The sequence below is a fragment of the Pseudomonas brassicacearum subsp. brassicacearum genome, assembly GCF_008801605.1.
In the GTDB taxonomy this organism is placed as follows: Bacteria; Pseudomonadota; Gammaproteobacteria; order Pseudomonadales; family Pseudomonadaceae; genus Aquipseudomonas; species Aquipseudomonas brassicacearum.
Window position 1 is genome coordinate 200,626 of record NZ_VZPJ01000009.1, and the last position, 24,258, is coordinate 224,883.

General features: G+C 61.4%; 20 protein-coding genes and 5 tRNA genes. 8 read left to right on the top strand and 17 right to left on the bottom strand.

Annotation, left to right across the window (positions count from 1 at the left end; translation table 11 throughout):
• Positions 1 to 48: 48 nt before the first annotated feature.
• Together leuD and leuC are read right to left on the bottom strand one after the other, a co-directional pair.
• Positions 49 to 693, bottom strand: a complete 645-nt coding sequence (gene leuD / locus F7R20_RS20935) for a 3-isopropylmalate dehydratase small subunit (RefSeq protein WP_003203864.1) — start codon at positions 691 to 693, stop codon at positions 49 to 51.
• An 11-nt stretch (positions 694 to 704) separates the two neighbouring features.
• On the bottom strand, positions 705 to 2,123 hold the full coding sequence (gene leuC / locus F7R20_RS20940) for a 3-isopropylmalate dehydratase large subunit (RefSeq protein WP_003203866.1): 1,419 nt from the start codon (positions 2,121 to 2,123) through the stop codon (positions 705 to 707).
• Between the two features lie 156 nt (positions 2,124 to 2,279).
• On the opposite strand from leuC, the gene F7R20_RS20945 reads away from it, so the two are divergent.
• Both F7R20_RS20945 and F7R20_RS20950 read left to right on the top strand, forming a co-directional pair.
• Complete coding sequence (locus tag F7R20_RS20945) at positions 2,280 to 3,170, top strand: LysR family transcriptional regulator (RefSeq protein ID WP_003203868.1); 891 nt, start codon at positions 2,280 to 2,282, stop codon at positions 3,168 to 3,170.
• 68 nt (positions 3,171 to 3,238) lie between these two features.
• On the top strand, positions 3,239 to 6,517 hold the full coding sequence (locus F7R20_RS20950) for an EAL domain-containing protein (protein ID WP_003203870.1): 3,279 nt from the start codon (positions 3,239 to 3,241) through the stop codon (positions 6,515 to 6,517).
• A 206-nt stretch (positions 6,518 to 6,723) separates the two neighbouring features.
• Here F7R20_RS20950 and F7R20_RS20955 read toward each other — a convergent pair whose 3' ends face one another.
• From F7R20_RS20955 to uvrB, 11 genes are all read right to left on the bottom strand, one after another.
• Positions 6,724 to 7,176 carry an Hsp20 family protein gene (locus tag F7R20_RS20955; protein WP_003203872.1) on the bottom strand — a complete coding sequence of 151 codons (453 nt, stop codon included), beginning with the start codon at positions 7,174 to 7,176 and terminating at the stop codon, positions 6,724 to 6,726.
• A 119-nt stretch (positions 7,177 to 7,295) separates the two neighbouring features.
• Positions 7,296 to 8,255, bottom strand: coding sequence for a tRNA dihydrouridine synthase (locus F7R20_RS20960; RefSeq protein WP_003203874.1), 960 nt, complete (start codon positions 8,253 to 8,255; stop codon positions 7,296 to 7,298).
• Between the two features lie 112 nt (positions 8,256 to 8,367).
• Positions 8,368 to 8,817: an acyl-CoA thioesterase gene (locus F7R20_RS20965; protein WP_003203876.1), complete on the bottom strand. Its 450-nt coding sequence runs from the start codon at positions 8,815 to 8,817 to the stop codon at positions 8,368 to 8,370.
• A gap of 76 nt (positions 8,818 to 8,893) precedes the next feature.
• On the bottom strand, positions 8,894 to 9,727 hold the full coding sequence (locus F7R20_RS20970; protein ID WP_003203878.1) for an alpha/beta fold hydrolase: 834 nt from the start codon (positions 9,725 to 9,727) through the stop codon (positions 8,894 to 8,896).
• 28 nt (positions 9,728 to 9,755) lie between these two features.
• Entirely contained in the window at positions 9,756 to 10,295 is a 540-nt protein-coding gene (locus F7R20_RS20975; RefSeq protein ID WP_003203880.1) for a TetR/AcrR family transcriptional regulator, read from the bottom strand.
• Positions 10,296 to 10,475: 180 nt separating this feature from the next.
• A tRNA-Glu gene (locus F7R20_RS20980) sits at positions 10,476 to 10,551 on the bottom strand.
• Between the two features lie 75 nt (positions 10,552 to 10,626).
• A tRNA-Ala gene (locus F7R20_RS20985) sits at positions 10,627 to 10,702 on the bottom strand.
• 53 nt (positions 10,703 to 10,755) lie between these two features.
• Positions 10,756 to 10,831, bottom strand: a tRNA-Glu gene (locus F7R20_RS20990).
• 79 nt (positions 10,832 to 10,910) lie between these two features.
• Positions 10,911 to 10,986, bottom strand: a tRNA-Ala gene (locus F7R20_RS20995).
• Positions 10,987 to 11,132: 146 nt separating this feature from the next.
• Entirely contained in the window at positions 11,133 to 12,614 is a 1,482-nt protein-coding gene (gltX, locus tag F7R20_RS21000; RefSeq protein ID WP_003203882.1) for a glutamate--tRNA ligase, read from the bottom strand.
• A 218-nt stretch (positions 12,615 to 12,832) separates the two neighbouring features.
• Positions 12,833 to 14,848 (bottom strand): excinuclease ABC subunit UvrB, encoded by a 2,016-nt coding sequence (gene uvrB / locus F7R20_RS21005; RefSeq protein ID WP_003203884.1) that lies wholly within the window; start codon positions 14,846 to 14,848, stop codon positions 12,833 to 12,835.
• Between the two features lie 330 nt (positions 14,849 to 15,178).
• Here uvrB and F7R20_RS21010 point away from each other — a divergent pair, with 330 nt between their 5' ends.
• The gene (locus tag F7R20_RS21010) at positions 15,179 to 16,375 is read left to right on the top strand and encodes an amino acid aminotransferase (protein WP_003203885.1); all 1,197 of its coding nucleotides are present in this window, start codon (positions 15,179 to 15,181) and stop codon (positions 16,373 to 16,375) included.
• Positions 16,376 to 16,452: 77 nt separating this feature from the next.
• Here F7R20_RS21010 and F7R20_RS21015 read toward each other — a convergent pair whose 3' ends face one another.
• Positions 16,453 to 16,680 (bottom strand): hypothetical protein, encoded by a 228-nt coding sequence (locus F7R20_RS21015; protein WP_003203887.1) that lies wholly within the window; start codon positions 16,678 to 16,680, stop codon positions 16,453 to 16,455.
• Between the two features lie 235 nt (positions 16,681 to 16,915).
• On the opposite strand from F7R20_RS21015, the gene F7R20_RS21020 reads away from it, so the two are divergent.
• Positions 16,916 to 16,991: transfer RNA gene (locus tag F7R20_RS21020), tRNA-Asn, on the top strand.
• 75 nt (positions 16,992 to 17,066) lie between these two features.
• Here the strand turns inward: F7R20_RS21020 and glyA are convergent.
• Both glyA and F7R20_RS21030 read right to left on the bottom strand, forming a co-directional pair.
• On the bottom strand, positions 17,067 to 18,338 hold the full coding sequence (gene glyA / locus F7R20_RS21025) for a serine hydroxymethyltransferase (RefSeq protein ID WP_003203889.1): 1,272 nt from the start codon (positions 18,336 to 18,338) through the stop codon (positions 17,067 to 17,069).
• Positions 18,339 to 18,434: 96 nt separating this feature from the next.
• A complete protein-coding gene (locus tag F7R20_RS21030; protein ID WP_003203891.1) occupies positions 18,435 to 19,256 on the bottom strand; it encodes a YggS family pyridoxal phosphate-dependent enzyme in 822 nt (273 codons plus the stop codon).
• Positions 19,257 to 19,353: 97 nt separating this feature from the next.
• On the opposite strand from F7R20_RS21030, the gene pdxR reads away from it, so the two are divergent.
• From pdxR to F7R20_RS21045, 3 genes are all read left to right on the top strand, one after another.
• Positions 19,354 to 20,853, top strand: coding sequence for a MocR-like pyridoxine biosynthesis transcription factor PdxR (pdxR, locus tag F7R20_RS21035; protein WP_003203893.1), 1,500 nt, complete (start codon positions 19,354 to 19,356; stop codon positions 20,851 to 20,853).
• 242 nt (positions 20,854 to 21,095) lie between these two features.
• Positions 21,096 to 21,290 (top strand): hypothetical protein, encoded by a 195-nt coding sequence (locus tag F7R20_RS21040; protein WP_003203896.1) that lies wholly within the window; start codon positions 21,096 to 21,098, stop codon positions 21,288 to 21,290.
• An 89-nt stretch (positions 21,291 to 21,379) separates the two neighbouring features.
• Positions 21,380 to 21,562: a hypothetical protein gene (locus F7R20_RS21045; protein ID WP_003203898.1), complete on the top strand. Its 183-nt coding sequence runs from the start codon at positions 21,380 to 21,382 to the stop codon at positions 21,560 to 21,562.
• A gap of 41 nt (positions 21,563 to 21,603) precedes the next feature.
• Here F7R20_RS21045 and F7R20_RS21050 read toward each other — a convergent pair whose 3' ends face one another.
• A complete protein-coding gene (locus tag F7R20_RS21050; protein WP_003203899.1) occupies positions 21,604 to 22,665 on the bottom strand; it encodes an AI-2E family transporter in 1,062 nt (353 codons plus the stop codon).
• Between the two features lie 148 nt (positions 22,666 to 22,813).
• Here F7R20_RS21050 and trhP point away from each other — a divergent pair, with 148 nt between their 5' ends.
• Positions 22,814 to 24,139, top strand: coding sequence for a prephenate-dependent tRNA uridine(34) hydroxylase TrhP (trhP, locus tag F7R20_RS21055; protein ID WP_003203902.1), 1,326 nt, complete (start codon positions 22,814 to 22,816; stop codon positions 24,137 to 24,139).
• Positions 24,140 to 24,258 lie beyond the last annotated feature (119 nt).

A 24,258-nucleotide genomic window follows, 5' to 3' on the forward strand; every position in this document is an offset into this window, starting at 1 on the left:
GGGAGCGAGCTTGCTCGCGATAGGGCCGGTACTGCCTACATCAATCCATCAAGCATCGCGAAACAACCAAGGCTGGCTCGCCCGGTGCTTGGCCTCGAACGCGGCAATCGCCTCGCCGTCCTGCAAGGTCAGGCCGATGTCATCCAGGCCATTGAGCAGGCAATGCTTGCGGAACGCGTCGATCTCGAAACCCAGTACCTTGCCGTCAGGACGGGTCACGGTCTGGGCGGCCAGGTCGATCTGCAGTTGATAGCCGGGGTTGGCCTCGACCTGCTGGAACAGCTCATCCACGTCAGCATCGCTGAGGATGATCGGCAGCAAGCCGTTCTTGAAGCTGTTGTTGAAGAAGATGTCGGCATAGCTCGGCGCGATGATGCTGCGGAAACCGTACTCTTCCAGGGCCCATGGCGCGTGCTCGCGGCTCGAGCCGCAGCCGAAGTTCTCACGGGCCAGCAACACGCTGGCGCCCTGGTAACGCTCGGCGTTGAGCACGAAATCCTTGTTCAACGGCCGCTTGGAGTTGTCCTGGTACGGCTGGCCGACATCCAGGTAGCGCCACTCGTCGAACAGGTTCGGGCCGAAGCCGGTGCGCTTGATGGACTTCAGGAACTGCTTGGGAATGATCTGGTCGGTGTCGACGTTGGCACGATCCAAAGGCGCGACAAGACCGGTGTGCTGGGTAAAAGCTTTCATGCTGCGCTCCTTCAGATCAATTCGCGGACATCGACGAAACGGCCGTTGACAGCCGCCGCCGCGGCCATGGCCGGGCTCACCAGGTGCGTACGGCCACCGGCGCCCTGACGGCCTTCGAAGTTACGGTTGGAGGTGGAGGCGCAATGCTCGCCCGACTCCAAGCGGTCCGGGTTCATCGCCAGGCACATCGAGCACCCCGGCTCACGCCATTCGAAACCGGCTTCGAGGAAAATCTTGTCCAGCCCTTCCGCTTCCGCCTGGGCCTTCACCAGGCCCGAGCCCGGCACCACGATGGCCTGCTTGATGGTCGAAGCAACCTTGCGGCCCTTGGCGATCACTGCCGCAGCGCGCAGGTCTTCGATCCGCGAGTTGGTGCAGGAACCGATGAACACGCGGTCGAGCTGAATATCGGTGATCGCCTGGTTGGCGCTCAAGCCCATGTATTTCAAGGCGCGGACGATGGAGTCGCGCTTGACCAGGTCCATTTCCTTGGCCGGATCCGGTACGTTCTGGTCCACCGCCAACACCATCTCAGGCGAAGTGCCCCAGCTGACTTGCGGCTTGATCTGCGTGGCGTCGAGCTCGACCACGGTGTCGAACTTGGCATCGGCATCCGACACCAGGTCTTTCCAGGCCTCGACCGCCATGTCCCATTCCGCGCCTTTTGGCGAGAACGGACGACCCTTGACGTATTCCACGGTTTTTTCATCAGCGGCCACCAGGCCAACGCGGGCACCGGCCTCGATGGACATGTTGCAGATGGTCATGCGGCCTTCGACGGACAAGTCGCGGATCGCGCTGCCGGCGAACTCGATGGCATGGCCGTTACCGCCGGCGGTGCCGATCTTGCCGATCACCGCCAGGACGATGTCCTTGGCGGTCACACCGAACGGCAGCTTGCCCTCGACGCGCACCAGCATGTTTTTCATTTTCTTGGCGACCAGGCACTGGGTGGCGAGCACATGCTCCACCTCGGAGGTGCCGATGCCATGGGCCAGGGCCCCGAAAGCACCGTGGGTCGAGGTGTGCGAGTCACCGCAGACCACGGTCATGCCAGGCAAGGTCGCGCCCTGCTCCGGGCCGATGACGTGGACGATGCCTTGGCGCACGTCATTCATCTTGAATTCGACGATGCCGTATTCGTCACAGTTATCGTCGAGGGTCTGGACCTGCAAGCGCGAGACCTGGTCGGCAATGGCTTCGATGCCGCCCTTGCGCTCCGGGGTGGTCGGTACGTTGTGGTCCGGGGTCGCGATGTTGGCATCGATGCGCCAAGGCTTGCGCCCGGCCAGGCGCAGGCCTTCGAAGGCTTGCGGCGAAGTCACTTCGTGGATGATGTGACGATCGATGTAGATCAGCGCCGAGCCATCGTCGCGCTGCTTGACCAAATGCGAATCCCAGAGCTTGTCGTAGAGCGTTTTGCCGGCCATCAGACGGTTCCTCATCAGCTTGTTTCTATGCCCCGGGCCTTGAACGAATCAATAACCCCTTGGCTTGTGAGGCTGATCCTATGGGGTTACATTAAATAACTCAAATTCATATTTTTCATACTTTGCATAACCAACTGGAATTCGACCGGAACCGTCATGGACCTCGCCAACCTCAATGCCTTTATAGCCATCGCCGAGACGGGCAGTTTCTCCGGCGCCGGCGAACGCCTGCACCTGACCCAGCCGGCTATCAGCAAGCGCATTGCCGGCCTCGAGCAACAGCTCAAGGTACGCCTGTTCGACCGCCTTGGCCGTGAAGTGGGCCTGACCGAGGCCGGCCGAGCCCTGTTGCCACGGGCCTATCAGATCCTCAACGTGCTGGACGACACCCGCCGCGCCCTGACCAACCTGAGCGGCGAAGTGACCGGGCGCCTGACGCTCGCCACCAGCCACCACATCGGCCTGCACCGCCTGCCACCGTTATTGCGGGAGTTCACCCGACGCTACCCCCAGGTGGCGCTGGATATCCAGTTCCTGGATTCGGAAGTGGCCTACGAAGAAATCCTCCATGGCCGGGCGGAACTGGCCGTCATCACCCTCGCCCCCGAACCCCACACGCTGGTACGGGCCACGCCGGTGTGGGACGACCCCCTGGATTTCGTGGTCGCCCCGGAACACGCATTGCTGGAAAACGGTGCGGTCAGCCTGGCGGACATTGCCTTGCATCCGGCGGTTTTCCCGGGGGGCAACACGTTTACCCATCACATCGTGCGACGGCTGTTCGAAGCCCAGGGCCTGACGCCGAACATCGCCATGAGCACGAATTACCTGGAAACCATAAAAATGATGGTCTCCATCGGCCTGGCCTGGAGCGTCTTGCCGCGCACCATGCTCGACGAACAGGTGGCGCGCATTCCTTTGCCGGGCATACAACTCAGTCGCCAGCTAGGCTATATCTTGCACACCGAACGGACGCTGTCGAACGCCGCACGGGCTTTCATGGCCTTACTGGACGCACAAATCGATTTGCCAGGGACAAGGGCATAGGTTGTGCCGCGCCTGTAGGGCCTGAAGCCTGTGCTTAACGCCCAACCCCGCTCAAGGCTCGCGAGATAATGCCCAAACCCGCTGACCACCTCCCGCCCATGCCACGCATCCAGGCGCTCGACCCGAAACGGTCCGAGCAGAGCTGGGACAGCGCGCCGCAGTTGCTGGCCGCCCTGAACGGTGCGCGGCTGGGAGCCTGGTCGTGGGACATCGAGACTGGGAAGATCAGTTGGTCGCGGGGCACCCAGGCGCTGTTCGGCTTCGATCCGCGCCAGCCATTGCCAGCGGATGTGGATTATCTGGACCTGTTGTTACCCGAAGACCGGGCCCGGGCCGTGCGCGCCTTTCATGCGGCAGTGGCCGGGGCGCCGCTGGAACAGGCCATGCACCACCGCATCGTCTGGCCCGATGGCAGCCTGCACTGGCTGGAAATCAGCGGCAGCGTGCTGCCCGACAAGCACGGTCGCCCGCGCATGATCGGGGTGATCCGCGAAATCACCCATCAGCGCGAGCGGGAACAGGCGCTGCGCAGCTCGGAAAAACGATTTGCCACGCTCTTTCACCTGTGCCCGAACATGGTGTTGCTGACCCGCCAGGAGGACGGGCTGATCAGCGAGGCCAACCAGTATTTCGAAAGCCTGTTCGGCTGGCCGGTGCATGACGTGATCGGCCGCACCACCCTGGAACTGGGCCTGTGGGTTGACCCCCAGCAGCGGGCGAAACTGGTGGAGGCGACCAAGGCCAAGGGCGAACTGATCAGCATGGAGGTGGAGTTCCGGGCCAGCAACGGCCAGATTCATAACGGCATTCTCAGTGCGCAGAAAGTCGAACTCGAAGGTCAGCCGTACCTGCTGAGCACCTTCCTCGACACCACCGAGCAAAAACTCGCCGAACAGGCCCTCAAGGACAGCCAGGAACGCCTGGACCTGGCCCTCGACTCCGCGCAACTGGGCACCTGGGACTGGCACATTCCCAGCGGCATGCTCTACGGCTCGGCCCGGGCCGCGCAGCTCCATGGCCTGGAGCCCAAGCCGTTCCACGAATCGTTCGATGCGTTTTTCGAAGGCGTCCCCACGGAAGAACGCAACAACATGCGCAATGCCTATCGCAGCCTGCGCGAAGGCCCGGCGGGCAACTATCAGTTGACCTACCGCGTGCAACTGCCGGACGGCAGCTCGCGCTACCTGGAAAGCCGCGCCCGCCTCTACCGCAACGACGACGGCAGCCCCTTGCGCATGGCCGGCACCTTGCTCGACATCACCGATCAGGTGGAGCGCGAACAGAGCCTGGCCGCCTCGGAGGAAAAATTCGCCACGCTGTTCCAGGTCAGCCCCGACCCGATCTGCGTCACTCACCAGGACAGCGGCCGGTTCCTCGAGATCAACTCCAGTTTCACCCAGACCTTCGGCTGGACCGCCAGCGACGTGATTGGTCTCGACGCCGACGAAATCGGCCTCTGGGATGCCTCGGGCAGTAGCCTGCAACGCATCGAACGGGTGATCCGCGAACAATCGCTGAGCAATGTCGCCATCGTCGTTCACCATAAGAACGGCCAGCCATTGACCTGCGTGATTTCCAGCCGGCAGATCAACGTCGGCAACCAGCCCTGCATCGTCACGACCTTGCGCGACATCACCCAGCAACAACGCTCCGAAGCCGCCCTCAAGGCCAGTGAAGAGAAATTCGCCAAGGCGTTTCATTCCAGCCCCGACGCCATCACCATCACCGAACTAGAAAGCGGTCGTTACCTCGAGGTCAACGACGGCTTCTGCCGGTTGACCGGCTACCGCGCCGACGAAGTGATCGGGCACACCGTCTACGAAGTGGGGATCTGGGCCGAAGAAAAACAGCGGGCCGCCTTGCTGGCCGAGCTGCATCTCAAGGGCCGCGTAGTCCACCAGGAGATGCTCGGGCGCAATAAACGGGGGGAAATCCTTACGGTGGAGGTGTCAGTCGAGCCTATCACCCTCAATGAAACCGCATGCCTGCTGCTGACCGCCCGGGACGTGAGCCTGTTGCGCAATGCCGAAGCCCAGATCCGTCACCTGGCCTACCACGACCCATTGACCAACCTGCCCAACCGGGCCTTGCTGATGGACCGGCTGAGCCAGCAGATCGCCCTGCTCAAACGCCACAACCTGCGCGGCGCCCTGCTGTTTCTCGACCTGGACCACTTCAAGCACATCAACGACTCCCTCGGTCACCCGGTGGGCGACACCGTGCTGAAGATCATCACCGCGCGCCTGGAAGCCAGCGTGCGCCTGGAAGACACCGTCGCACGGCTGGGTGGCGACGAATTCGTGGTGCTGCTCAGCGGCCTGGAAGGCTCGCGCAACGAAGTCAGCAAGCAAGTGCGGACCCTGGCCGACACCCTGCGCGAACTGCTTTCGGAACCGATGTTCCTCGATGGCCAGCGACTGCAGGTCACGCCGAGCATCGGTATAGCGCTGATTCCCGACCACGGTTCCACGCCCACCGATTTGCTCAAGCGCGCCGACATTGCGCTGTACCGCGCCAAGGACTCGGGGCGCAATACCTCGCAGATGTTTCACACCACCATGCAAAAAGCCGCCAGCGAACGGCTGCGCATGGAGACCGACCTGCGCCTTGCCCTGGCCCGTGGCGAGTTCAGCGTGCATTTCCAGCCTCAGGTCGATGCCCGGGACAACCGCATCATCGGCGCCGAAGCCCTGGTGCGCTGGCATCACCCGGAGCTGGGCGCCCAGTCGCCCAATGAGTTCATCAAAGTGCTGGAGGACAGTGGCCTGATCCTGGAAGTCGGGACCTGGATCCTCGATGAAGCCTGCGACGGCTTCAAGCAACTGATCGCCAAGGGCAAGATTGATCCCCAACAATTCAGTCTGTGCGTGAACATCAGCCCACGGCAATTTCGCCAGAGTGACTTTGTCGAACGCATCGAAAATAGCCTCGTCACTCACGGCCTGCCCTTCTCCCTGCTGAAACTGGAGATCACCGAAGGCATCGTGATCCAGAACCTGGACGACACCATCGCCAAGATGCGCCGGCTCAAGAAACTGGGGGTGAGCTTTGCCATGGATGATTTCGGCACCGGCTATTCGTCGCTGACCTACCTCAAGCGCCTGCCGGTGGACACACTGAAAATCGACCAGTCATTCGTGCGCGACGCCACCAGCGACCCCAACGACGCCGAAATCATCCGCGCCATCGTCGCCATGGCCCGCAGCCTCAACCTGATCATGATTGCCGAAGGCGTGGAGACCCTGGAGCAATTGCACTTCCTGCAAGGGCTTGGTTGTCATTTGTACCAGGGTTATTTGCATAGCCGGCCGTTGCCGCTGGAGGCGTTTGAGCGGTTGTTGCCATAATTTGGAACACGGGGCCTTTGTGGCGAGGAGGTTTTATGTGGGAGCAAAGCTTGCTCGCGACTGCAGGCGACCCGGTTTCTGAAGGACCGCATCGCTTTTATCGCGGGCAAACCTTGCTCCCACAACCCCCTTGCCACAATTAATCTTCCACTGATCTCCACAATGAAAAAGGGCGCCATTTGGCGCCCTTCTTCATTTACGCTGCATCAGTTTTGCAGCGCGGGTTGCTGCTGCGCTCCGTTGATCGGGATGCGCTTGGCCTTGGCCTCTTCCGGGATCACCCGCAGCAGGTCGATGCTCAACAGACCATTGCTCAGGCCGGCGGACTTGATCTCGATATGATCGGCCAACCGGAAGGACAGCTTGAACGCACGCTGGGCGATGCCCTGGTGCAGGTAGGTAACGCTGTCGTTACTGGCTTCACGCTTGCCGCCACTGATGGTCAGCACACCTTTTTCCACTTGCAGGTCCAGGTCTTCTTCCTGGAACCCGGCGGCGGCGACTACGATGCGGTACTCGTCATCACCATGTTTTTCCACGTTGTAGGGTGGATAGCTGCTGCCCGGCTCGTTGCGCAGGGCGGTTTCGAACAAATCGTTGAAACGGTCGAAACCTACCGAGGAACGGAACAGCGGGGCCAGCGAAAATGCAGTACTCATGATTCAAATCTCCTGAAAAAATCAGCAAGTTTTTTTGTCTCCGCGACCCGAATTCGGCATCGCGTAACCCCTATCTAGGGACCGCCAAAAACTTTTCAAGAGCTTTTTCTGAATTTTTTTCAGGCCGCTTCGGTGCGCTGCACCCCCAGCAGATGGCCAACCGCGTCCAGGTCGGTTTCCCGGCGCAAAGCGGTAAACAGCGCCACCGCTTCTGGGTAATTGCGGGTCAGCATCGCCAGCCACTGCTTCAACCGGCCCGGGGCCTGGCGCGGTGTCAACTGCTCGACCACTTGCACCCAGAAGTCCTGGAGCATCGGCTGCAGCTCGGCCCAGGACATCTCGACCACGTCCTCACCGGCCCGGGCGGCGGCGATCTGCCGGGCCAGGTCAGGACGGGAAACGAGACCGCGACCGAGCATGATGTCTTCGACACCGCTGATTTCGCGGCAACGGCGCCAATCCTCGACGCTCCAGATATCGCCATTGGCGAACACCGGCACCTTGACCACTTCCTGCACCCGGGGAATCCACTCCCAGTGGGCCGGAGGCTTGTAGCCATCGACCTTGGTCCGCGCATGCACCACGATGTGCGCCGCGCCGCCTTCGGCCAGTGCCGTGGCACACACCAGCGCACCGTCCGGGCTATCGAACCCCAGGCGCATCTTGGCGGTGACCGGGATGTGTTTTGGCACCGCACGGCGCACGTGCTCGACGATTTCGTTGAGCAGTTCCGGCTCCTTGAGCAACACCGCCCCGCCCCGGGATTTGTTCACGGTCTTGGCCGGGCAACCGAAGTTCAAGTCGATAACCTCCGAACCCAACTCGCACGCCAGCGCCGCGTTTTCCGCCAGGCACACCGGATCGGACCCGAGCAACTGCACCCGCAGCGGCACACCGGCAGCCGTCTGGGCACCGGTCAGCAACTCAGGGGCGAGCTTGTGGAAATAGGCCGGCGTGAGCAGGCGGTCGTTGACACGGATGAACTCGGTGACACACCAGTCGATCCCGCCAACACGGGTCAGGACATCCCGCAGGATGTTGTCGACCAACCCCTCCATGGGCGCCAGGGCAATTTGCATGGAAACACACACTCGAACGAAAAAACGTGCGGCAGTTTACCGGATTTTGCCCACAACATCGGAATCCACCACCAAACCCTGTGGGAGCGAGCTTGCTCGCGATGACGATGGATCAGTCGGTGAGGACCCCGGATGGTTTCAACGCAGGACCATAACCTTCGATGAATTCCGGCGGCATGCGCTTGGGCCTGCCGGTGGACAATTCGATGCAGACGAAGGTGGTCTGGGCCCGCAGCAGCGTGGTGTTGTCGCTGGGCCGAATCAGCTGGAAATGCCGGGTCATCTTCAACCGCTGGTCCCAGTCGACGATCCAGGTCGCCAATTGCAGCTCGTCGCCTTCATAGGCGGCTGCCAGGTAATCGATTTCATGCCGCACCACTGCCATGGCCCGGTCCAGGCGGCGGTACTCCACCAGATCCAGGCCCAGGCGCTGGGAATGGCGCCAGGCACAGCGCTCGAGCCAGCTGACGTACACCGCGTTGTTGGCGTGGCCCAGCCCGTCGATGTCTTCGGCATTTACCTGAAGATCAATAATGAACGGTGTTGCGCGATCCCAGCCCATGCCCCTCTCCTGGTCGAATTTGGATCGGGGCAGTGTACCGGATCCGAGCTGGACCGCTATCGCGAGCAAACTCGCTTCAAGCCGATTGCCGCGCTTGCAGACTGCGCCCGGCCAGCAGTGATAACACCCCATCAATGACACGCGGATCGGCCAGCACCCGCTGGTGCCCGCCCTGTGGCAGTCGCAGCAAACGACTGTCGAACCAGGCTTCATGGATCAACTGCGACTCCCTCACCGAAACCGATGTGTCGTCCTCGGCATGGACAATCAACCCCGGCACGTCCAGCTGGTAATGCGCTACATCCATCTTCGAAGCGGGCATGCCCACATCGCTTTCCACCTGGCGAATGAACGCCGAACGCGCCTTGGGCGGCAAACCCATCATCCGGGAGAAACCGCGCAATACCCCAAGGATGCGGGCGGGTGCGGCGATGCTGACCAGCGTCTCGGTACGCAACCCCAACTGGACAGCCAACAGGGCACTGGCGCCGCCCATGGAATGCCCGATCACAGCCTGCAACGGCGGCAGCTCAGCGGCGGCTTCGAGCATGGCCCTGGCAAACAACAGGACATTCGCCTCGCGACCCGGTGAACGACCATGAGCCGGACCGTCCAGCGCCACCACCGTGTAACCGGCGTCAACCAGGGCCGTGATCAGCGCCGCGAACTGAGTCGGCCGCCCTTCCCAGCCATGCATCAGCAAGACTGCCGGGCCTTTGCCCCAGCGCAAGGCCGAAAGACCGAAGCGCAAGGTGATACGCTCGGACGAGGCCAGCAGCGGCAGTTCCCAATCCCGCGGCGGCAAGTTGCGCGGGCGCATGAACAGCGAACGCATCTGCTTGGCCACCATGCGCGGAGCCACCCAACCAAGCGTGCCATTGACGCTACGAATCCAGCTCAGCCTGTTCATCGCTCATCTCCAGGGCTCGCGCCTCAGCTCATCGCACCGCCGACTTGGCGGCGCGCAGCAAACGATCCGATAACTCTCCAGGGCCCAGTGCCCGTGCCAGGGCCAGGCCACCCACCATCAAGGCGATGTCGGCCAGGGCCTTGTCGGCGTCCTCCGGGCTGGCCGCCAATTGCGCGACCATCAACTCGATGTGCTCATTGAGCACTTCACGAAACGCATCCGGCAGCCGGCCGAGCTCGCCGACCGATGCTGGGATCGGGCAGGCGTGTTCGGTGGAGTCACGGTGCTTGCGTGACAGATAGAACGCCGCCACCAGAGCGCGCCGCTCTTCGCCTGTCAGCTCGCCGTCCATGTCGGCGATCAGGCCGCGGCGCCGATTGAGCAATTGCTTGAATGCCTCCAGCATCAAGGCGTCCTTGCTTTCGAAATGGGCATAAAAACCGCCCACCGTCAGCCCGGCCGCGCCCATCACCTCGCCCACGCTCGGCTCAGCCGGCCCACGCTGGATCAGCGCATCGCTGGCGGCCTTGAGAATGCGTTCACGGGTTTGTGCCTTTTTATCGCTCATCGTCGCCTCCGAATATTACGATTGAAATATTATTCCTATAATAATTTTCCGCAAGCGGAAATTTGACCGCTGGTCAGAAGTCTATTTTCAAGGATAAGGGAATTGGCCGAACGCCAGACAAACAAAAGGGCCATTCAAGAATTGAATGACCCTTATAAAATCCCGCAGAGCGGGTAATCGTGGCGTCCCCTAGGGGACTCGAACCCCTGTTACCGCCGTGAAAGGGCGGTGTCCTAGGCCACTAGACGAAGGGGACACAAACCTTCTGACTTGATCAGTGCTGAGAACTGATCGATTCAAGGGCGGTGTGGCCAGACCTTGAACCTGTAATTGGTGGAGCTAGACGGGATCGAACCGTCGACCTCTTGCATGCCATGCAAGCGCTCTCCCAGCTGAGCTATAGCCCCAGATTTTTCGCCTCGCGGCGGAGTGACATCTTGCAACATCGCTTCTGTAAAACTGGCGTCCCCTAGGGGACTCGAACCCCTGTTACCGCCGTGAAAGGGCGGTGTCCTAGGCCACTAGACGAAGGGGACGCAAACCCTTCTATACAACTGATCAACGCTGAGTGTTGATCGCTTCAAGACCGGTGTGGCCAGGCCTTGAAGTGTAAATTGGTGGAGCTAGACGGGATCGAACCGTCGACCTCTTGCATGCCATGCAAGCGCTCTCCCAGCTGAGCTATAGCCCCTCATCGCTGAGGACGGGGCGAATCTTAAGGGCGTATCGGAGGGCTGTCAAATTTATTTTCAACAAATTTGAAAATTTTTTGCCGGGATAACAATCACTTACCGACAAACCCCGGAAAACCGGGGTATGTCCTGCCTCATTGAACGCTTACGCGATCGCGCCCAGCAGTTTTTCCCACTCCTTGTTTTCCTTCTTCGACACTCCACCGAGCAGATCGATGGCCTGGCGCAGGCGGAAACGGGTCAGGTCCGGCCCGAGGATTTCCATCGCGTCGAGCACCGACACCGAGCTGGCCTGGCCGGTAATGGCGGCGAACATCAGCGGCATGGCATCGCGCAGTTTCAACTCCAGCGACTCGACCACGGCCTGGATGGTCGCGGTGATGCTGTCCTTCTCCCACTGACGCAGGCTTTCGAGCTTCCACAGGATCAGTTGCATCAACTGGCGCACCTGGTCGCCCGAAAGCTTCTTGGATTCGAACAACTTCGCATCCGGCGTCACGCCACCGGCGAAGAAGAAGCCGGCCAGCGGGGCGATCTGGCTGAACGTCTCTACCCTGCCCTGCACATGGGGAGCGATCTTCATCATGTACTCAGGGTTCAATGCCCACTTCTGCACACGTGCGGCGAACTCTTCCACCGGCAGGTCCCGCAACCACTGGCCGTTGAGCCACGACAGCTTCTCGACGTCGAAGATCGGCCCGCCCAGGGACACGCGCGACAGGTCGAAATGCTCGACCATTTCCTGCAGCGAGAACTTCTCGCGCTCGTCCGGCATCGACCAGCCCATGCGCCCCAGGTAGTTGAGCATCGCCTCGGGCATGAAGCCCATGCGCTCGTAGAACGTCACCGAGGTCGGGTTCTTGCGCTTGGACAGCTTGCTCTTGTCCGGGTTACGCAGCAGCGGCATGTAGCACAGCTGTGGTTGCTCCCAGCCGAAGTATTCGTAGAGCAGGATCAGTTTCGGCGCCGATGGCAGCCATTCTTCACCACGCAGGACGTGGGTGATGCCCATCAGGTGATCGTCGACCACGTTCGCCAGGAAGTACGTCGGCAGGCCGTCGGTCTTCATCAGCACTTGCATGTCCATGCGATCCCACGGGATCTCGACGTCGCCACGCAGCATGTCCGGCACCACGCAGACGCCTTCGGTCGGCACCTTCATGCGGATCACATGGGGCTCGCCGGCCGCCAGGCGACGGGCGACTTCTTCCTTGGACAGCAGCAGCGCCCGGCCGTCGTAGCGCGGGGTTTCGCCACGGGCCATTTGCTCGGCGCGCATCTGGTCCAGCTCTTCAGCGGTGCAGAAACACGGGAACGCATGCCCCATGTCCACCAGTTGCTGGCAATACTGCTTGTAGATGTCACCGCGCTCGCTCTGGCGATACGGACCGTGCGGGCCACCGACGTCCGGACCTTCGCTCCAGTCGATTCCCAACCAGCGCAGGGCGTCGAAGATCTGCTGTTCGGACTCGCGGGTCGAACGCAACTGGTCGGTGTCCTCGATCCGCAGGATGAACTCGCCGCCATGCTGCTTGGCAAAGCAATAGTTGAACAAAGCGATGTAGGCGGTGCCGACATGGGGATCGCCAGTGGGCGAAGGCGCGATGCGGGTGCGGACGGTGGTCATGGCATGTCTCGGAAAGAATATAAAAGCGAAGATCAAACAGGGGGCGAATGGTAACAGGCGATGGCGGGCGGGCTCCAGTGAGAGCGGGATTTGTGTGGCCAGTCGTCAGACCGAGTCGCGCCCATCGCGAGCAAGCTCGCTCCCACAGAGACCGCGACCCGGTCCAAATGTGGGAGCGAGCTTGCTCGCGATGAGGCCCTTAAAACCGCCAAAAAACCTCAGACAGTCAGCAACCGCTCACGCAACTTGCCAATCTCATCACGCAACTGCGCCGCTGCCTCGAACTCCAGGTCCCGGGCCAGCTGGTACATTTTCTCTTCCAACTGCCGGATGCGCTTGGTGATTTCGCTCGGCGAGCGCAGTTCGGCCTCGTAACGGGCGCTCTCTTCCGCCGCCTTGGCCATGCCCTTGCGCTTCTTGCTGCGCGAGCCGGGCACGGTGGCGCCTTCCATGATGTCGGCGACGTCCTTGAACACGCCCTTGGGGGTAATGCCATTGGCCAGGTTGAAGGCGATCTGCTTGTCGCGACGGCGCTCGGTCTCACCGATGGCCCGCTCCATGGAGCCGGTGATGCGGTCGGCATACAGAATTGCCCGGCCATTGAGGTTACGCGCCGCGCGACCGATGGTCTGGATCAACGAGCGCTCGGAACGCAGGAAACCTTCCTTGTCGGCGTCGAGAATCGCCACCAGCGACACTTCCGGCATGTCCAGGCCTTCACGCAGCAGGTTGATGCCCACCAGCACGTCGAAGGTACCCAGGCGCAGGTCGCGGATGATCTCGACCCGCTCCACCGTGTCGATGTCCGAGTGCAGGTAGCGCACCCGCACACCATGGTCGGCCAGGTAGTCGGTGAGGTCTTCGGCCATGCGCTTGGTCAGCGTGGTGACCAGCACCCGCTCTTCCACCGCCACGCGCTTGGAGATTTCCGAGAGCAGGTCATCGACCTGGGTCAACGCTGGGCGAACCTCGACTTGCGGGTCCACCAGTCCGGTCGGCCGCACCACTTGCTCGACCACGCGACCGGCATGTTCGGCCTCGTAGTTGCCAGGCGTGGCCGAGACAAAAATCGTCTGCGGGCTCACGCTTTCCCATTCGTCGAAGCGCATCGGCCGGTTATCCAGCGCCGAGGGCAGGCGGAAACCGTATTCCACCAGGGTTTCCTTGCGCGAACGGTCGCCTTTGTACATGGCGCCGACCTGGGGCACGCTGACGTGGGACTCGTCGATGACCAGCAAGGCATCGGCCGGCAAATAGTCATACAAAGTCGGCGGCGGCGCGCCCGCCGGACGGCCCGACAGGTAGCGCGAGTAGTTTTCGATGCCGTTGCAGTAGCCCAGCTCCAGGATCATCTCCAGGTCGAACCGGGTCCGCTGCTCCAGACGCTGGGCTTCCACCAGCTTGTTGTTCGAACGCAGGTATTCCAGGCGCTCCTGCAACTCGACCTTGATCCCTTCGATGGCGTCCAGCAGGGTTTCCCGGGGCGTCACGTAGTGGCTCTTGGGGTAGAAGGTGAAGCGTGGCAACTTGCGGATCACTTCACCGGTCAGCGGGTCGAACGCCGAGAGGCTCTCCACTTCATCGTCGAACAGCTCGATGCGGATCGCTTCCAGGTCCGACTCCGCCGGGTAGATGTCGATCACATCGCCACGCACCCGGAACGTCGCCCGGGCGAAATCCATGTCGTTGCGGGTGTACTGCAAGTCCGCCAGGCGCCGCAGCAAGGCGCGCTGGTCGAGTTTGTCGCCGCGATCCACGTGCAGCACCATCTTCAGGTAGGTTTCCGGGCTGCCCAGGCCGTAGATACACGACACGGTGGTGACGATGATCGCGTCCTTGCGCTCGAGCAAGGCCTTGGTCGCCGACAGTCGCATCTGTTCGATGTGGTCGTTGATCGAAGCATCTTTCTCGATGAAGGTGTCCGACGACGGCACGTAGGCCTCGGGCTGGTAGTAGTCGTAGTAGGAAACGAAGTACTCCACGGCGTTATTCGGGAAAAACGCCTTGAACTCACCGTACAGCTGCGCCGCCAGGGTCTTGTTCGGCGCCAGTACCAGGGTCGGGCGCTGAATCTGGGCGATCACGTTGGCGATGCTGAAGGTCTTGCCCGAGCCGGTCACACCGAGCAGCGTCTGGTGCGCCAGCCCGGCCTCGATGCCCTCGACCATCAGGCGGATGGCTTCCGGCTGATCGCCGGCGGGCTGGAAGCGGGTGACTAGCTGGAATTCAGACATGACATAACCTCTGGATTCACCCCTGTCGGCCAGCCGACAGGAACGAGAAAGACCGAAACGACTGATGTCGCCCGAGGAAAAACTGGAATGCACACAATGTGGAGGTGAATGCCTTCGCTTTCAAGACGAACGTCCTACACGCCTTGAAGACTTTGACGCGGCGAGAGGACTAACGGTCGAAAAAAATCGTAAAAACTTAGCGTAAAAACCGAATCGCCTGTCGCCGTGCCGGGTGATGGCCTCTATACTAGCTCCCCGTTTGTGCACCGCTCTAGTGCATTCGGCTGGAGCGCCACACCTCCCCTCACTCTCCATTAGAGCCGCGCAATAATGAGCCTGTTTTCCGCTGTCGAATTGGCACCCCGCGACCCCATCCTGGGCCTCAACGAAGCTTTCAACGCCGACACCCGTACCAACAAGGTCAACCTGGGTGTAGGTGTTTACTGCAATGAAGAGGGGCGTATTCCACTCCTGCGCGCGGTTGTCGAGGCCGAGACGGCTCGCGTGGCTCAGCACGTTTCCCGTGGTTACCTGCCGATCGACGGCATTGCCGCCTACGACCAGGCCGTGCAGACCTTGCTGTTCGGCAAGGATTCGCCGCTGATCGCCTCCGGTCGCGTCATCACCACCCAGGCCGTGGGCGGCACCGGTGCACTGAAGATCGGTGCCGACTTCCTCAAGCAACTGCTGCCTGACGCCGTCGTCGCCATCAGCGACCCAAGCTGGGAAAACCACCGCGCCCTGTTCGAAACCGCCGGCTTCCCGGTGCAGAACTACCGCTACTACGACGCCGCCACCCACGACGTGAACCGCAGCGGCCTGCTGGAAGACCTCAACGCCCTGCCCGACCGCTCGATCGTTGTGCTGCACGCCTGCTGCCACAACCCGACCGGCGTGGACCTGAGCCCGGAAGACTGGAAAAACGTGCTGGCCGTGGTCAAGGCCAAGAACCACGTACCATTCCTGGACATGGCCTACCAGGGCTTTGGCGCCGGTATCGACGAAGACGCGGCGGCCGTGCGCCTGTTCGCCGAGTCGGGCCTGACCTTCTTTGCCTCCAGCTCGTTCTCCAAGTCGTTCTCCCTGTACGGCGAGCGCGTCGGCGCCCTGTCGATCGTCAGCGAATCGAAAGAAGAAAGTGCCCGCGTGCTGTCCCAGGTCAAACGCGTGATCCGCACCAACTACTCCAACCCACCGACCCACGGCGCCAGCATCGTCGCCGCCGTGCTCAACAGCCCGGAACTGCGGGCCCAGTGGGAAGCCGAACTCGCCGAAATGCGCCTGCGCATTCGCGGCATGCGCGTCCAGATGGTAGACATGCTGGCCAAGGCCGCACCGCACCACGACTTCAGCTTCGTCGCTCGCCAGAGCGGGATGTTCTCCTACTCTGGCCTGACCGTTGAACAAGTGACGCGCCTGCGCAACGAGTTCGGCATCTATGCCCTGGACACCGGCCGCATCTGCGTGGCAGCGTTGAACCAGAACAACATCGATGCGGTGACCAAGGCCATCGTCCAGGTGATCTGACGCCCTCGGCGCTGGATGAAAAACGGGAAGCCTTGGCTTCCCGTTTTTTTGAGTTGCACACCCAACCTGGGCCGAGGCTACAACTCCGCCGCCCGCTGGCTCGCCGCATCGTCATAGATGACATACAACGACTCGGCCACCTGGCTCTTGATCGCCTTGGTGCTTTCCAGCCCCAGGACAAAGCCCTCGGCCTTGCCACCGGCGCGGTTCAACTCTTCGGCGGTGCTGGCCTGGGTGATGGCGTCGTACAGTTTCTCGGCATGAGGCCCCACGCCCTTGGGCAAGCTGATCTGGGCGGTACTCACAAGAGCACCTCGGCGCGGCGGGCACTGAGAAGGGGTAACAGGTGGTTCATGGCGCGTACCTTAATGTCGGCGAATGGCCGGCAGTGCATCCTGCCACTTCCGGGCGACCATGGTAGTCCTCTCCTGCCCTGGCGGTAACTGCCAATCGTTGATTGACCGTCAAAGGGCACCAGGAATGCGCCGTCCGGCAATGGACGCTTGACTTCTCTTTTCCAATCAGTAACATACGCGCCATTCCGCGATAGCTCAGTTGGTAGAGCAAGTGACTGTTAATCACTGGGTCCCTGGTTCGAGTCCAGGTCGTGGAGCCAGACAAAGGGTCCAGAGAAAGCTTTCAAAATCTCTGCCCCCCCCGAAAAACCCGCCTTATGGCGGGTTTTTTCGTTTTAGCGCTGCCGATATACAGGATGACGACGACACAGCGCCACCACCTGTTCGCGCACATGATGCGCAACCTGCTCGCTGCCGCCGGATTCCAGCGCGTCAAGCACATCACACAGCCAACCTGCCAGTTGCTCGCACTCTGGCACTCCAAACCCGCGAGTGGTCACTGCCGGGGTGCCGATGCGCAGCCCTGAGGTTACGAACGGTGAACGGGGGTCGTTGGGCACCGAGTTTTTGTTGGCCGTGATGTAGGCATTACTCAGGGCGGCATCGGCGTCCTTGCCGGTGTAAGGCTTGTCGGACAGGTCGATCAACATCATGTGGTTGTCGGTCCCCCCGGAGACAATTCTGTAGCCACGCTGCTGCAACACGGCAGCCATGGCCCGGGCGTTGATCACGATCTGCTTCTGATAGGTCTTGAACCCGGGCGCCAACGCTTCCTTGAAGGCAACGGCCTTGGCCGCGATCTGGTGCATCAACGGACCGCCCTGGACACCAGGGAACACCGCCGAGTCGAGCTTCTTGTAAAACGTATCGTCCTGTCCCTTGGACAGGATCACCCCGCCCCGTGGGCCACGCAGGGTCTTGTGGGTCGTACTGGTGACCACATGGGCGTGGGGCAACGGGTTCGGATACTCACCCGCTGCCACCAGACCGGCGACGTGGGCCATGTCGACCCAGAAAATCGCTCCGACCTTGTCGGCAATGGCCCGCATGCGTGCCCAGTCCTTGTACCGCGAATAAGCGGAAAAACCACCGATCAACATCTTCGGCCGGGCTTGAAGGGCGATGCGTTCCATTTCGTCGTAGTCGATCAACCCCGTCTGCGGGTCGAGACCGTAGGGAACGATTTTGTAATGACGGCCGGAGAAATTGGAGGGGTTGCCGTGAGTCAAGTGACCACCCTGGGCCAGGTTCATGCCCATCACGGTGTCGCCAGGATTGAGCAGTGCCAGGAACACAGCGGCGTTGGCCTGGGCCCCGGCATGAGGCTGGACGTTGGCGTAATCGCAATCGAACAGCACCTTGACCCGCTCGATGGCCAGGCGCTCAGCCACGTCGACATACTCGCAACCGCTGTAGTAGCGCTTGCCCGGGTAACCTTCGGCGTACTTGTTGGTGAATACCGAGTCCTGAATCGCCATCACCAATGGGCTGGCGTAGTTCTCGGAGGCGATCAACTCGACGTGATCTTCCTGGCGGCATTCTTCGTTGTGAATCGCCTCACATAGCTCGGCGTCGAACGCTTCAAGGGTCAGGGATGAGTCGTACATGACGATAGGGTCCTGTGGATGGGGAAAATGAGACGGGCGCACTGCCTGACGATCAGCGATGGCAGCAGTCTGCCCGAGCGGCTCCGTCGGCTCGGACTAGTCGTGACTGGCCGGCCGGGCATCGGCCGTAGGCCAGTAATAGGCGTCCGGCATGGCGCGTGCACCGAAGATGGCCTGACCGACACGCACCACGGTCGCCCCTTCTTCGATGGCGATTTCGAAATCGCCGGACATGCCCATGGACAGTTCCTCCAGCCCGATACCGACCGGGGCGTCCTGGCGCAGGCGCTCGCGTAGTTCGCGCAGCCGCACGAAACAAGGGCGGACACGGGCGACGTCGGCCGAGAACAGTGCCAGTGTCATCAGGCCGCGCACGCGTAGCGTCGAGAACGCAGGTAGCGCACGCAAAAAGGCCGCGACCGCCTCGGGCGGCAAGCCGTACTTGCTGACCTCCCCCGAGGTATTGACCTGGACGAACACATCCATCCGCCGCCCCTCGACTTGCAGGCGACGGTCTAGCGCCTCGGCCACACGCAGGCTGTCCAGCGCTTGGAACTCGCTGGCAAAACGAGCCACTTGCTTGACCTTGTTGGTTTGCAGGTGGCCGATGATCGACCATTGCAGGTCAGTCAGATCAGCCATGGCTTCCCATTTGCGCTGCGCTTCCTGCACCTTGTTCTCGCCCAGTAGCCGGCAGCCTGCGACGTAGGCCAGGCGCAGGTGTGCTTCATCAAACGTTTTGCTCACCGGCAGCAGGCGCACGCTCGCCGGATCACGACCGACACGCTGGCAGGCGCTGGAAATGCGCTGCTGCACTGCCGCCAGATTGCGGCGAAAGTCCTCGACGCTGTTGGCCTGTGGGTAGCGGCCATGGGACTCGTGCAGGGCTTGGGTGACCTCTTCAATAGAGACTTGCATGGGTTGGCGACTCCTTCGCGGGCAATAGCGATGGACAGAGTCTACGGATAAAATGGCCTGCCAAAGCAGGCCAATTTATTCATATAGAGCAGACCGCATGGCAAAAACCTTCGAGCTCGAAACGCTGAAGATGCGACTCAACGATGCCGAATTTCAGATGCTGGATCTGCATCAGCGGATTCAGCGCGCCCTGCGTGCACTGATCCTCGATGGCGCCCTTGACGCAGGCCTGAAACTGCCGGCAACCAGGGTCCTGGCCAAGACGCTGGGCGTTGCCCGTGACACGGTGGAGAACGCCTATGTGCAGTTGCACCGGGATGGCTTCATCGTGCGGCGCGAGGGCTCGGGCAGCTATGTATCCGAGACGGTTGGCACCGAGTTGCGCGGGGCTGCGCGCCGGCATAGGAAATTGCAAGACACCCAGCGCAGCGAGGCGACGCCAGGATCGGGCTTGAGCCGGCGTGGCCGGATGATTTTCGACAGTGGTGGCGTGGCCGATCAACAGGTCATCAAGGCCTTTGCCACAGGGCTGCCGGAAACCCGCACCTTCCCCACCGATCTATGGGAACGCCTGCAACGCCAGGTCATGAAGGACTACCGGGGTAACATCCTGCTGCACGGCGACCCGCAAGGCGCCGAGCCTCTGCGCAAGGCGATCGCCACCTACTTGAACCTCGAACGCGGGGCCAAATGTTCCCCCGAGCAGATCCTGGTGTTGAGCAGCACTCGCCAATCGCTGTTTCTGTGCGCGCAGTTGCTCGTGGATGCCGGCAAACCAATCCTGCTGGAAAACCCGGGCTACTACGGCGCCAGGAAGGCCTTTGAAACGGCAGAGACCAAGGTCGTGCCCATTGACGTCGATGCACTGGGCATACGCACAGACCTGCTGCGGGCAGACCGCAGCGGCGCCAGTTGCGTCTATGTGACGCCTTCGCATCAATACCCCACCGGGGCAACCTTGCCGCTGGAACGCCGACTCGAGCTGATCAACTGGGCGACCGAGCACGGCAGGTGGATCATCGAGGACGACTACGACAGCGAGTTCCACTACGACGGGCTGCCGACCGCATGCGTGCAAGGCCTGGACAAATACCAGCGCACGATCTACCTCGGCACCTTCAGCAAAACCCTCTATCCGGGGTTGCGAATGGGTTACATGGTGCTGCCTTTCGAACTGGTCAAAGCCTTCACCTACGCGCGCAGCATCATGGACGGCCACACACCACAGATCCTTCAGTTGACCCTGGCACGCTTCATGGAAGACGGTCACTACAACGCCCATGTCCGGGCCATGCGCAAACTCTACGCCGGACGCCGTACCACCCTGCTCGATGCCATTGGCAAGCGCCTGGACGGAATCGTTACCGCCTTGCGCCCACAAGGCGGGCTGCAGATTCCCTGCCTGCTGGCCGATGGCTGGTCGGAGGAAAAGACCCTCCGCCAAGCGGCCAGTGCGGGTGTACAGCTGCCCGGCCTCAGCCGGCTGTACGCCGGCGAAGAAAAGAAACAAGGTTGGCTATTGGGGTACTCGTCCTTGACCGCCCATGAAATCGAAGCGGCCATGCGGCGGCTGGCCAATGCGCTGAGCAAAAAATAGAACAACACATGGCGTTCGATACTCAAAACGCATCCCTTTTTATGGGTAAAAAAGCAATTCGATGGCCATATATGCCTGCCCGAGGTCGCTGCCGGAACAATAATCCGGCGCCAAAAAGGCATTATGGTCCGGATCCTGCTTTCTTTTTTTCCAACAACCCAAGCTGTCACATGAGCGTCATGACCGGGCCGCAAACTGGCTCTGTCCGCCAACAACAGCTTCATAAAAACAAGGACGAAGGTATGCCCACACAAAACCCTCATCGTATCGTCGGCCTGTGCACCTCCAGCAAGGTGTACAACGTGCTGACCGAACTCAAGCAACTGGAAGGCCACCGCAGCGCCAAGTTCCTTTCCCTGCTGGCGGAAAACCTGGTGCGCAAGGGCCTGCTCAACGAGCAGGAAGTGGTGCACATGCTCGATCTGGTCGTCGATTGAGCGGCATCGATTCCTACTATTGAGCCGGTTGATTTTTCGTTACCCCCACTGAGTCGTAAGGTAACCCCATCGATTGATGGAGGTTTCCCATGCCCAAGGTTCAAATCATGTCTGTCATTGGCAGCGCTGTCCCCGCCCCACTCCGGGAGCTCGGGTTGCTGGCCTGCTGGTATCTGGTGCAAGACGGCGTGACCATCAGCGGCCCGCTGACTTCACTGCCCGCCGCCCAGGCCCTGTCGCAACGTATCGGCCCGTACCTGCTGAGCGCCTAGGCTTTATACGAAAAGTGCCTGCGCGACTTTTCATACAAAGCCTAAGGCAATTGCACCCGCGGCGTGGTTTCGACGAACAGGGCCCAACTCGACATGAACAGCGCGGCGATCAGCGGCCCGATCACGAAGCCATTGAGCCCGAACACCGCCAGCCCGCCCAGCGTCGAGACCAGCACCATGTAGTCGGGCATCTTGGTGTCCTTGCCCACCAGGATCGGGCGCAGGAAATTGTCCACCAGGCCGATCACGAACACCCCGAACAGCGTCAGTACCACGCCCTGCCAGATCGCCCCCGAGAGCAGGAAATACACCGCCACCGGCGCCCAGACGAGGCCCGCCCCCACCGCTGGCAACAACGACAGGAACGCCATCAGCACCGCCCAGGGCAACACCGTCGGAATCCCCAGGATCCAGAAGATCAGCCCCCCCAGCGCGCCTTGGCTGATGGCGACCAGCAGGTTGCCTTTCACCGTGGCGCGCACCACCCGGTTGAATTTCAACTGCAGGCGGCGCTTTTGGTGTTCCGCCAAGGGAACGGCCGTGCGCACCTTGCGCACCAGCTCCGCGCCGTCGCGCAGAAAGAAGAACAGCAGGTAGATCATCACGAAGAAGCTGACCAGGAACTGAAAGGTTCCCTGCCCGAAGCTGAAGGCCTGGGTGGCGAAGAACTCGCTGCCCTGCATCGCGCTCTTGACGATCTTGTCGCGCAAGCCGTTCAGGTTGCCCAGGCCGAAGCGGTCCAGCAGGTGCTGAAAGTACGGCGGCAAGGCATCCTTGAAGCGGGCCAGGTAATCGGCAATGTCCAGTTCTCCACTTTCCAGGCTCTTGTACAGCGCCGCGCCTTCCTGGACCAACAACGTACTGATGATGATCACCGGCAAGATCGCGCAGACCACACAGATACTCAACGTGAACAACGAAGTGACATTGCGGTGCCAGCCGAACTTCAACTGCAGGCGGCGCTGCATCGGCGCAAAGACGATGCCCAGGATCACCGCCCAGAACACCGCGCCGTAAAACGGCAGCAGAATCCAGATGAAGGCGATGGTGACCAGCACCAGGAGCAACATCTGGGCTTTGTTTTGCAGCATCTTTCGATTCATCAGCTTTCCATGTCCAAAGGCGGGATAAACATTAGTCCGCCAGGACGCGCCGGAGTGCCTTCGCGTTTGCCCTGTGCCTTTGATCCAGATCAATATGGCCTGGCCGAGCATGGGCTACCCTCGCCGCCTTTTGCGATCCGACGCCATCATGACCCTCGCCGCCCCCGAACTACTGGCTCCCGCCGGCACCCTGAAAAACATGCGCTATGCCTTCGCCTACGGTGCCGATGCGGTGTATGCCGGTCAGCCGCGCTACAGTCTGCGGGTGCGCAACAACGAATTCGACCATGCGAACCTGGCCTTGGGTATTGCCGAGGCCCAGGCCATGGGCAAGCGCTTCTACGTGGTGGTGAACATTGCCCCGCACAACGCCAAGTTGCGCACCTTCCTCAAAGACCTCGAACCGGTGATCGCCATGGCGCCGGACGCGCTGATCATGTCCGACCCGGGGCTGATCATGCTGGTGCGCCGGCATTTCCCGCAGATGCCGATTCACCTGTCGGTGCAGGCCAACACGGTGAACTGGGCGAGCGTCGAGTTCTGGCAGCAGCAGGGCTTGAGTCGGATCATCCTTTCCAGGGAACTGTCCCTGGAGGAAATCGCCGAGATCCGCGAGCAGGTGCCGGCCATGGAGCTGGAAGTGTTCGTCCACGGCGCGCTGTGCATGGCCTATTCCGGACGCTGCCTGCTGTCCGGCTATTTGAACAAGCGCGACGCCAACCAGGGCAGTTGCACCAATGCCTGTCGCTGGAAATATTCGGCGCAACCGGCGGTGGAAAACGCTGTGGGCGACATCGTGCAGACCTATCAACCCGAGCCGACCCTGGGCCTTGGCGCGCCCACCGACCAGGTGTTTTTGCTTCAGGAAGCCAACCGCCCGGGAGAATCCATGCCGGCCTTCGAGGACGAGCACGGCACCTACATCATGAATGCCAAGGACCTGCGAGCCGTGCAGCACGTCGAGCGCCTGGCGCGCATGGGCGTGCATTCGCTGAAGATCGAAGGGCGGACCAAGTCGCACTTCTATTGCGCGCGCACCACCCAGGTGTATCGCCAGGCCATCGATGACGCGGTGGCCGGCCGGGAATTTGATCGCAACCTGATGACCGACCTGGAGTCCCTGGCCCAGCGCGGCTACACCGAAGGTTTTCTAAGGCGCCATGTGCACGACGAATACCAGAACTACCAGAACGGCAGTTCGGTGTCGGAGCGCCAGCAGTTCGTCGGCGAACTGACCGGCGAACGGCGCGAACGCCTGGCCGAAGTACGGGTGAAGAACCGCTTTGGCCTGGGCGATCACATGGAACTGATGACCCCCAAGGGTAATTTCCACTTCGACCTGCATCAGTTGCAGAACGTCAAAGGCCAGGGCATCGAGGTGGCACCGGGGGATGGGCACGTGGTGTACGTGCCGATTCCGGATGCGGTGGATCTGCGGTTTGGGTTGTTGATGCGCGATGTGCGTGAGCCATAGCCCCTGTGGGAGTGAGCTTGCTCGCGATGGCGGTGCGTCTGCCAAATGAATGTTGGCTGATCCAACGCTATCGCGAGCAAGCTCGCTCCCACAGGGTTTTGTAGCGGTTTGCACCTGTG

What these genes read in the sequence shown, in the direction of transcription:
- F7R20_RS20965 (WP_003203876.1), bottom strand. Translation starts at nt 8,817, where the DNA reads ATGGGCTGGGATCGCGCAACACCGTTCATTATTGATCTTCAGGTAAAT.
- pdxR (WP_003203893.1), top strand. Translation starts at nt 19,354, where the DNA reads ATGGCAAAAACCTTCGAGCTCGAAACGCTGAAGATGCGACTCAACGAT.
- F7R20_RS20975 (WP_003203880.1), bottom strand. Translation starts at nt 10,295, where the DNA reads ATGAGCGATAAAAAGGCACAAACCCGTGAACGCATTCTCAAGGCCGCC.
- F7R20_RS20950 (WP_003203870.1), top strand. Translation starts at nt 3,239, where the DNA reads ATGCCCAAACCCGCTGACCACCTCCCGCCCATGCCACGCATCCAGGCG.
- uvrB (WP_003203884.1), bottom strand. Translation starts at nt 14,848, where the DNA reads ATGTCTGAATTCCAGCTAGTCACCCGCTTCCAGCCCGCCGGCGATCAG.
- F7R20_RS21045 (WP_003203898.1), top strand. Translation starts at nt 21,380, where the DNA reads ATGCCCAAGGTTCAAATCATGTCTGTCATTGGCAGCGCTGTCCCCGCC.
- trhP (WP_003203902.1), top strand. Translation starts at nt 22,814, where the DNA reads ATGACCCTCGCCGCCCCCGAACTACTGGCTCCCGCCGGCACCCTGAAA.
- F7R20_RS21030 (WP_003203891.1), bottom strand. Translation starts at nt 19,256, where the DNA reads ATGCAAGTCTCTATTGAAGAGGTCACCCAAGCCCTGCACGAGTCCCAT.
- F7R20_RS21010 (WP_003203885.1), top strand. Translation starts at nt 15,179, where the DNA reads ATGAGCCTGTTTTCCGCTGTCGAATTGGCACCCCGCGACCCCATCCTG.
- gltX (WP_003203882.1), bottom strand. Translation starts at nt 12,614, where the DNA reads ATGACCACCGTCCGCACCCGCATCGCGCCTTCGCCCACTGGCGATCCC.
- leuC (WP_003203866.1), bottom strand. Translation starts at nt 2,123, where the DNA reads ATGGCCGGCAAAACGCTCTACGACAAGCTCTGGGATTCGCATTTGGTC.
- F7R20_RS20960 (WP_003203874.1), bottom strand. Translation starts at nt 8,255, where the DNA reads ATGCAAATTGCCCTGGCGCCCATGGAGGGGTTGGTCGACAACATCCTG.
- F7R20_RS21050 (WP_003203899.1), bottom strand. Translation starts at nt 22,665, where the DNA reads ATGAATCGAAAGATGCTGCAAAACAAAGCCCAGATGTTGCTCCTGGTG.
- glyA (WP_003203889.1), bottom strand. Translation starts at nt 18,338, where the DNA reads ATGTACGACTCATCCCTGACCCTTGAAGCGTTCGACGCCGAGCTATGT.
- leuD (WP_003203864.1), bottom strand. Translation starts at nt 693, where the DNA reads ATGAAAGCTTTTACCCAGCACACCGGTCTTGTCGCGCCTTTGGATCGT.
- F7R20_RS21040 (WP_003203896.1), top strand. Translation starts at nt 21,096, where the DNA reads ATGCCCACACAAAACCCTCATCGTATCGTCGGCCTGTGCACCTCCAGC.
- F7R20_RS20945 (WP_003203868.1), top strand. Translation starts at nt 2,280, where the DNA reads ATGGACCTCGCCAACCTCAATGCCTTTATAGCCATCGCCGAGACGGGC.
- F7R20_RS20970 (WP_003203878.1), bottom strand. Translation starts at nt 9,727, where the DNA reads ATGAACAGGCTGAGCTGGATTCGTAGCGTCAATGGCACGCTTGGTTGG.
- F7R20_RS20955 (WP_003203872.1), bottom strand. Translation starts at nt 7,176, where the DNA reads ATGAGTACTGCATTTTCGCTGGCCCCGCTGTTCCGTTCCTCGGTAGGT.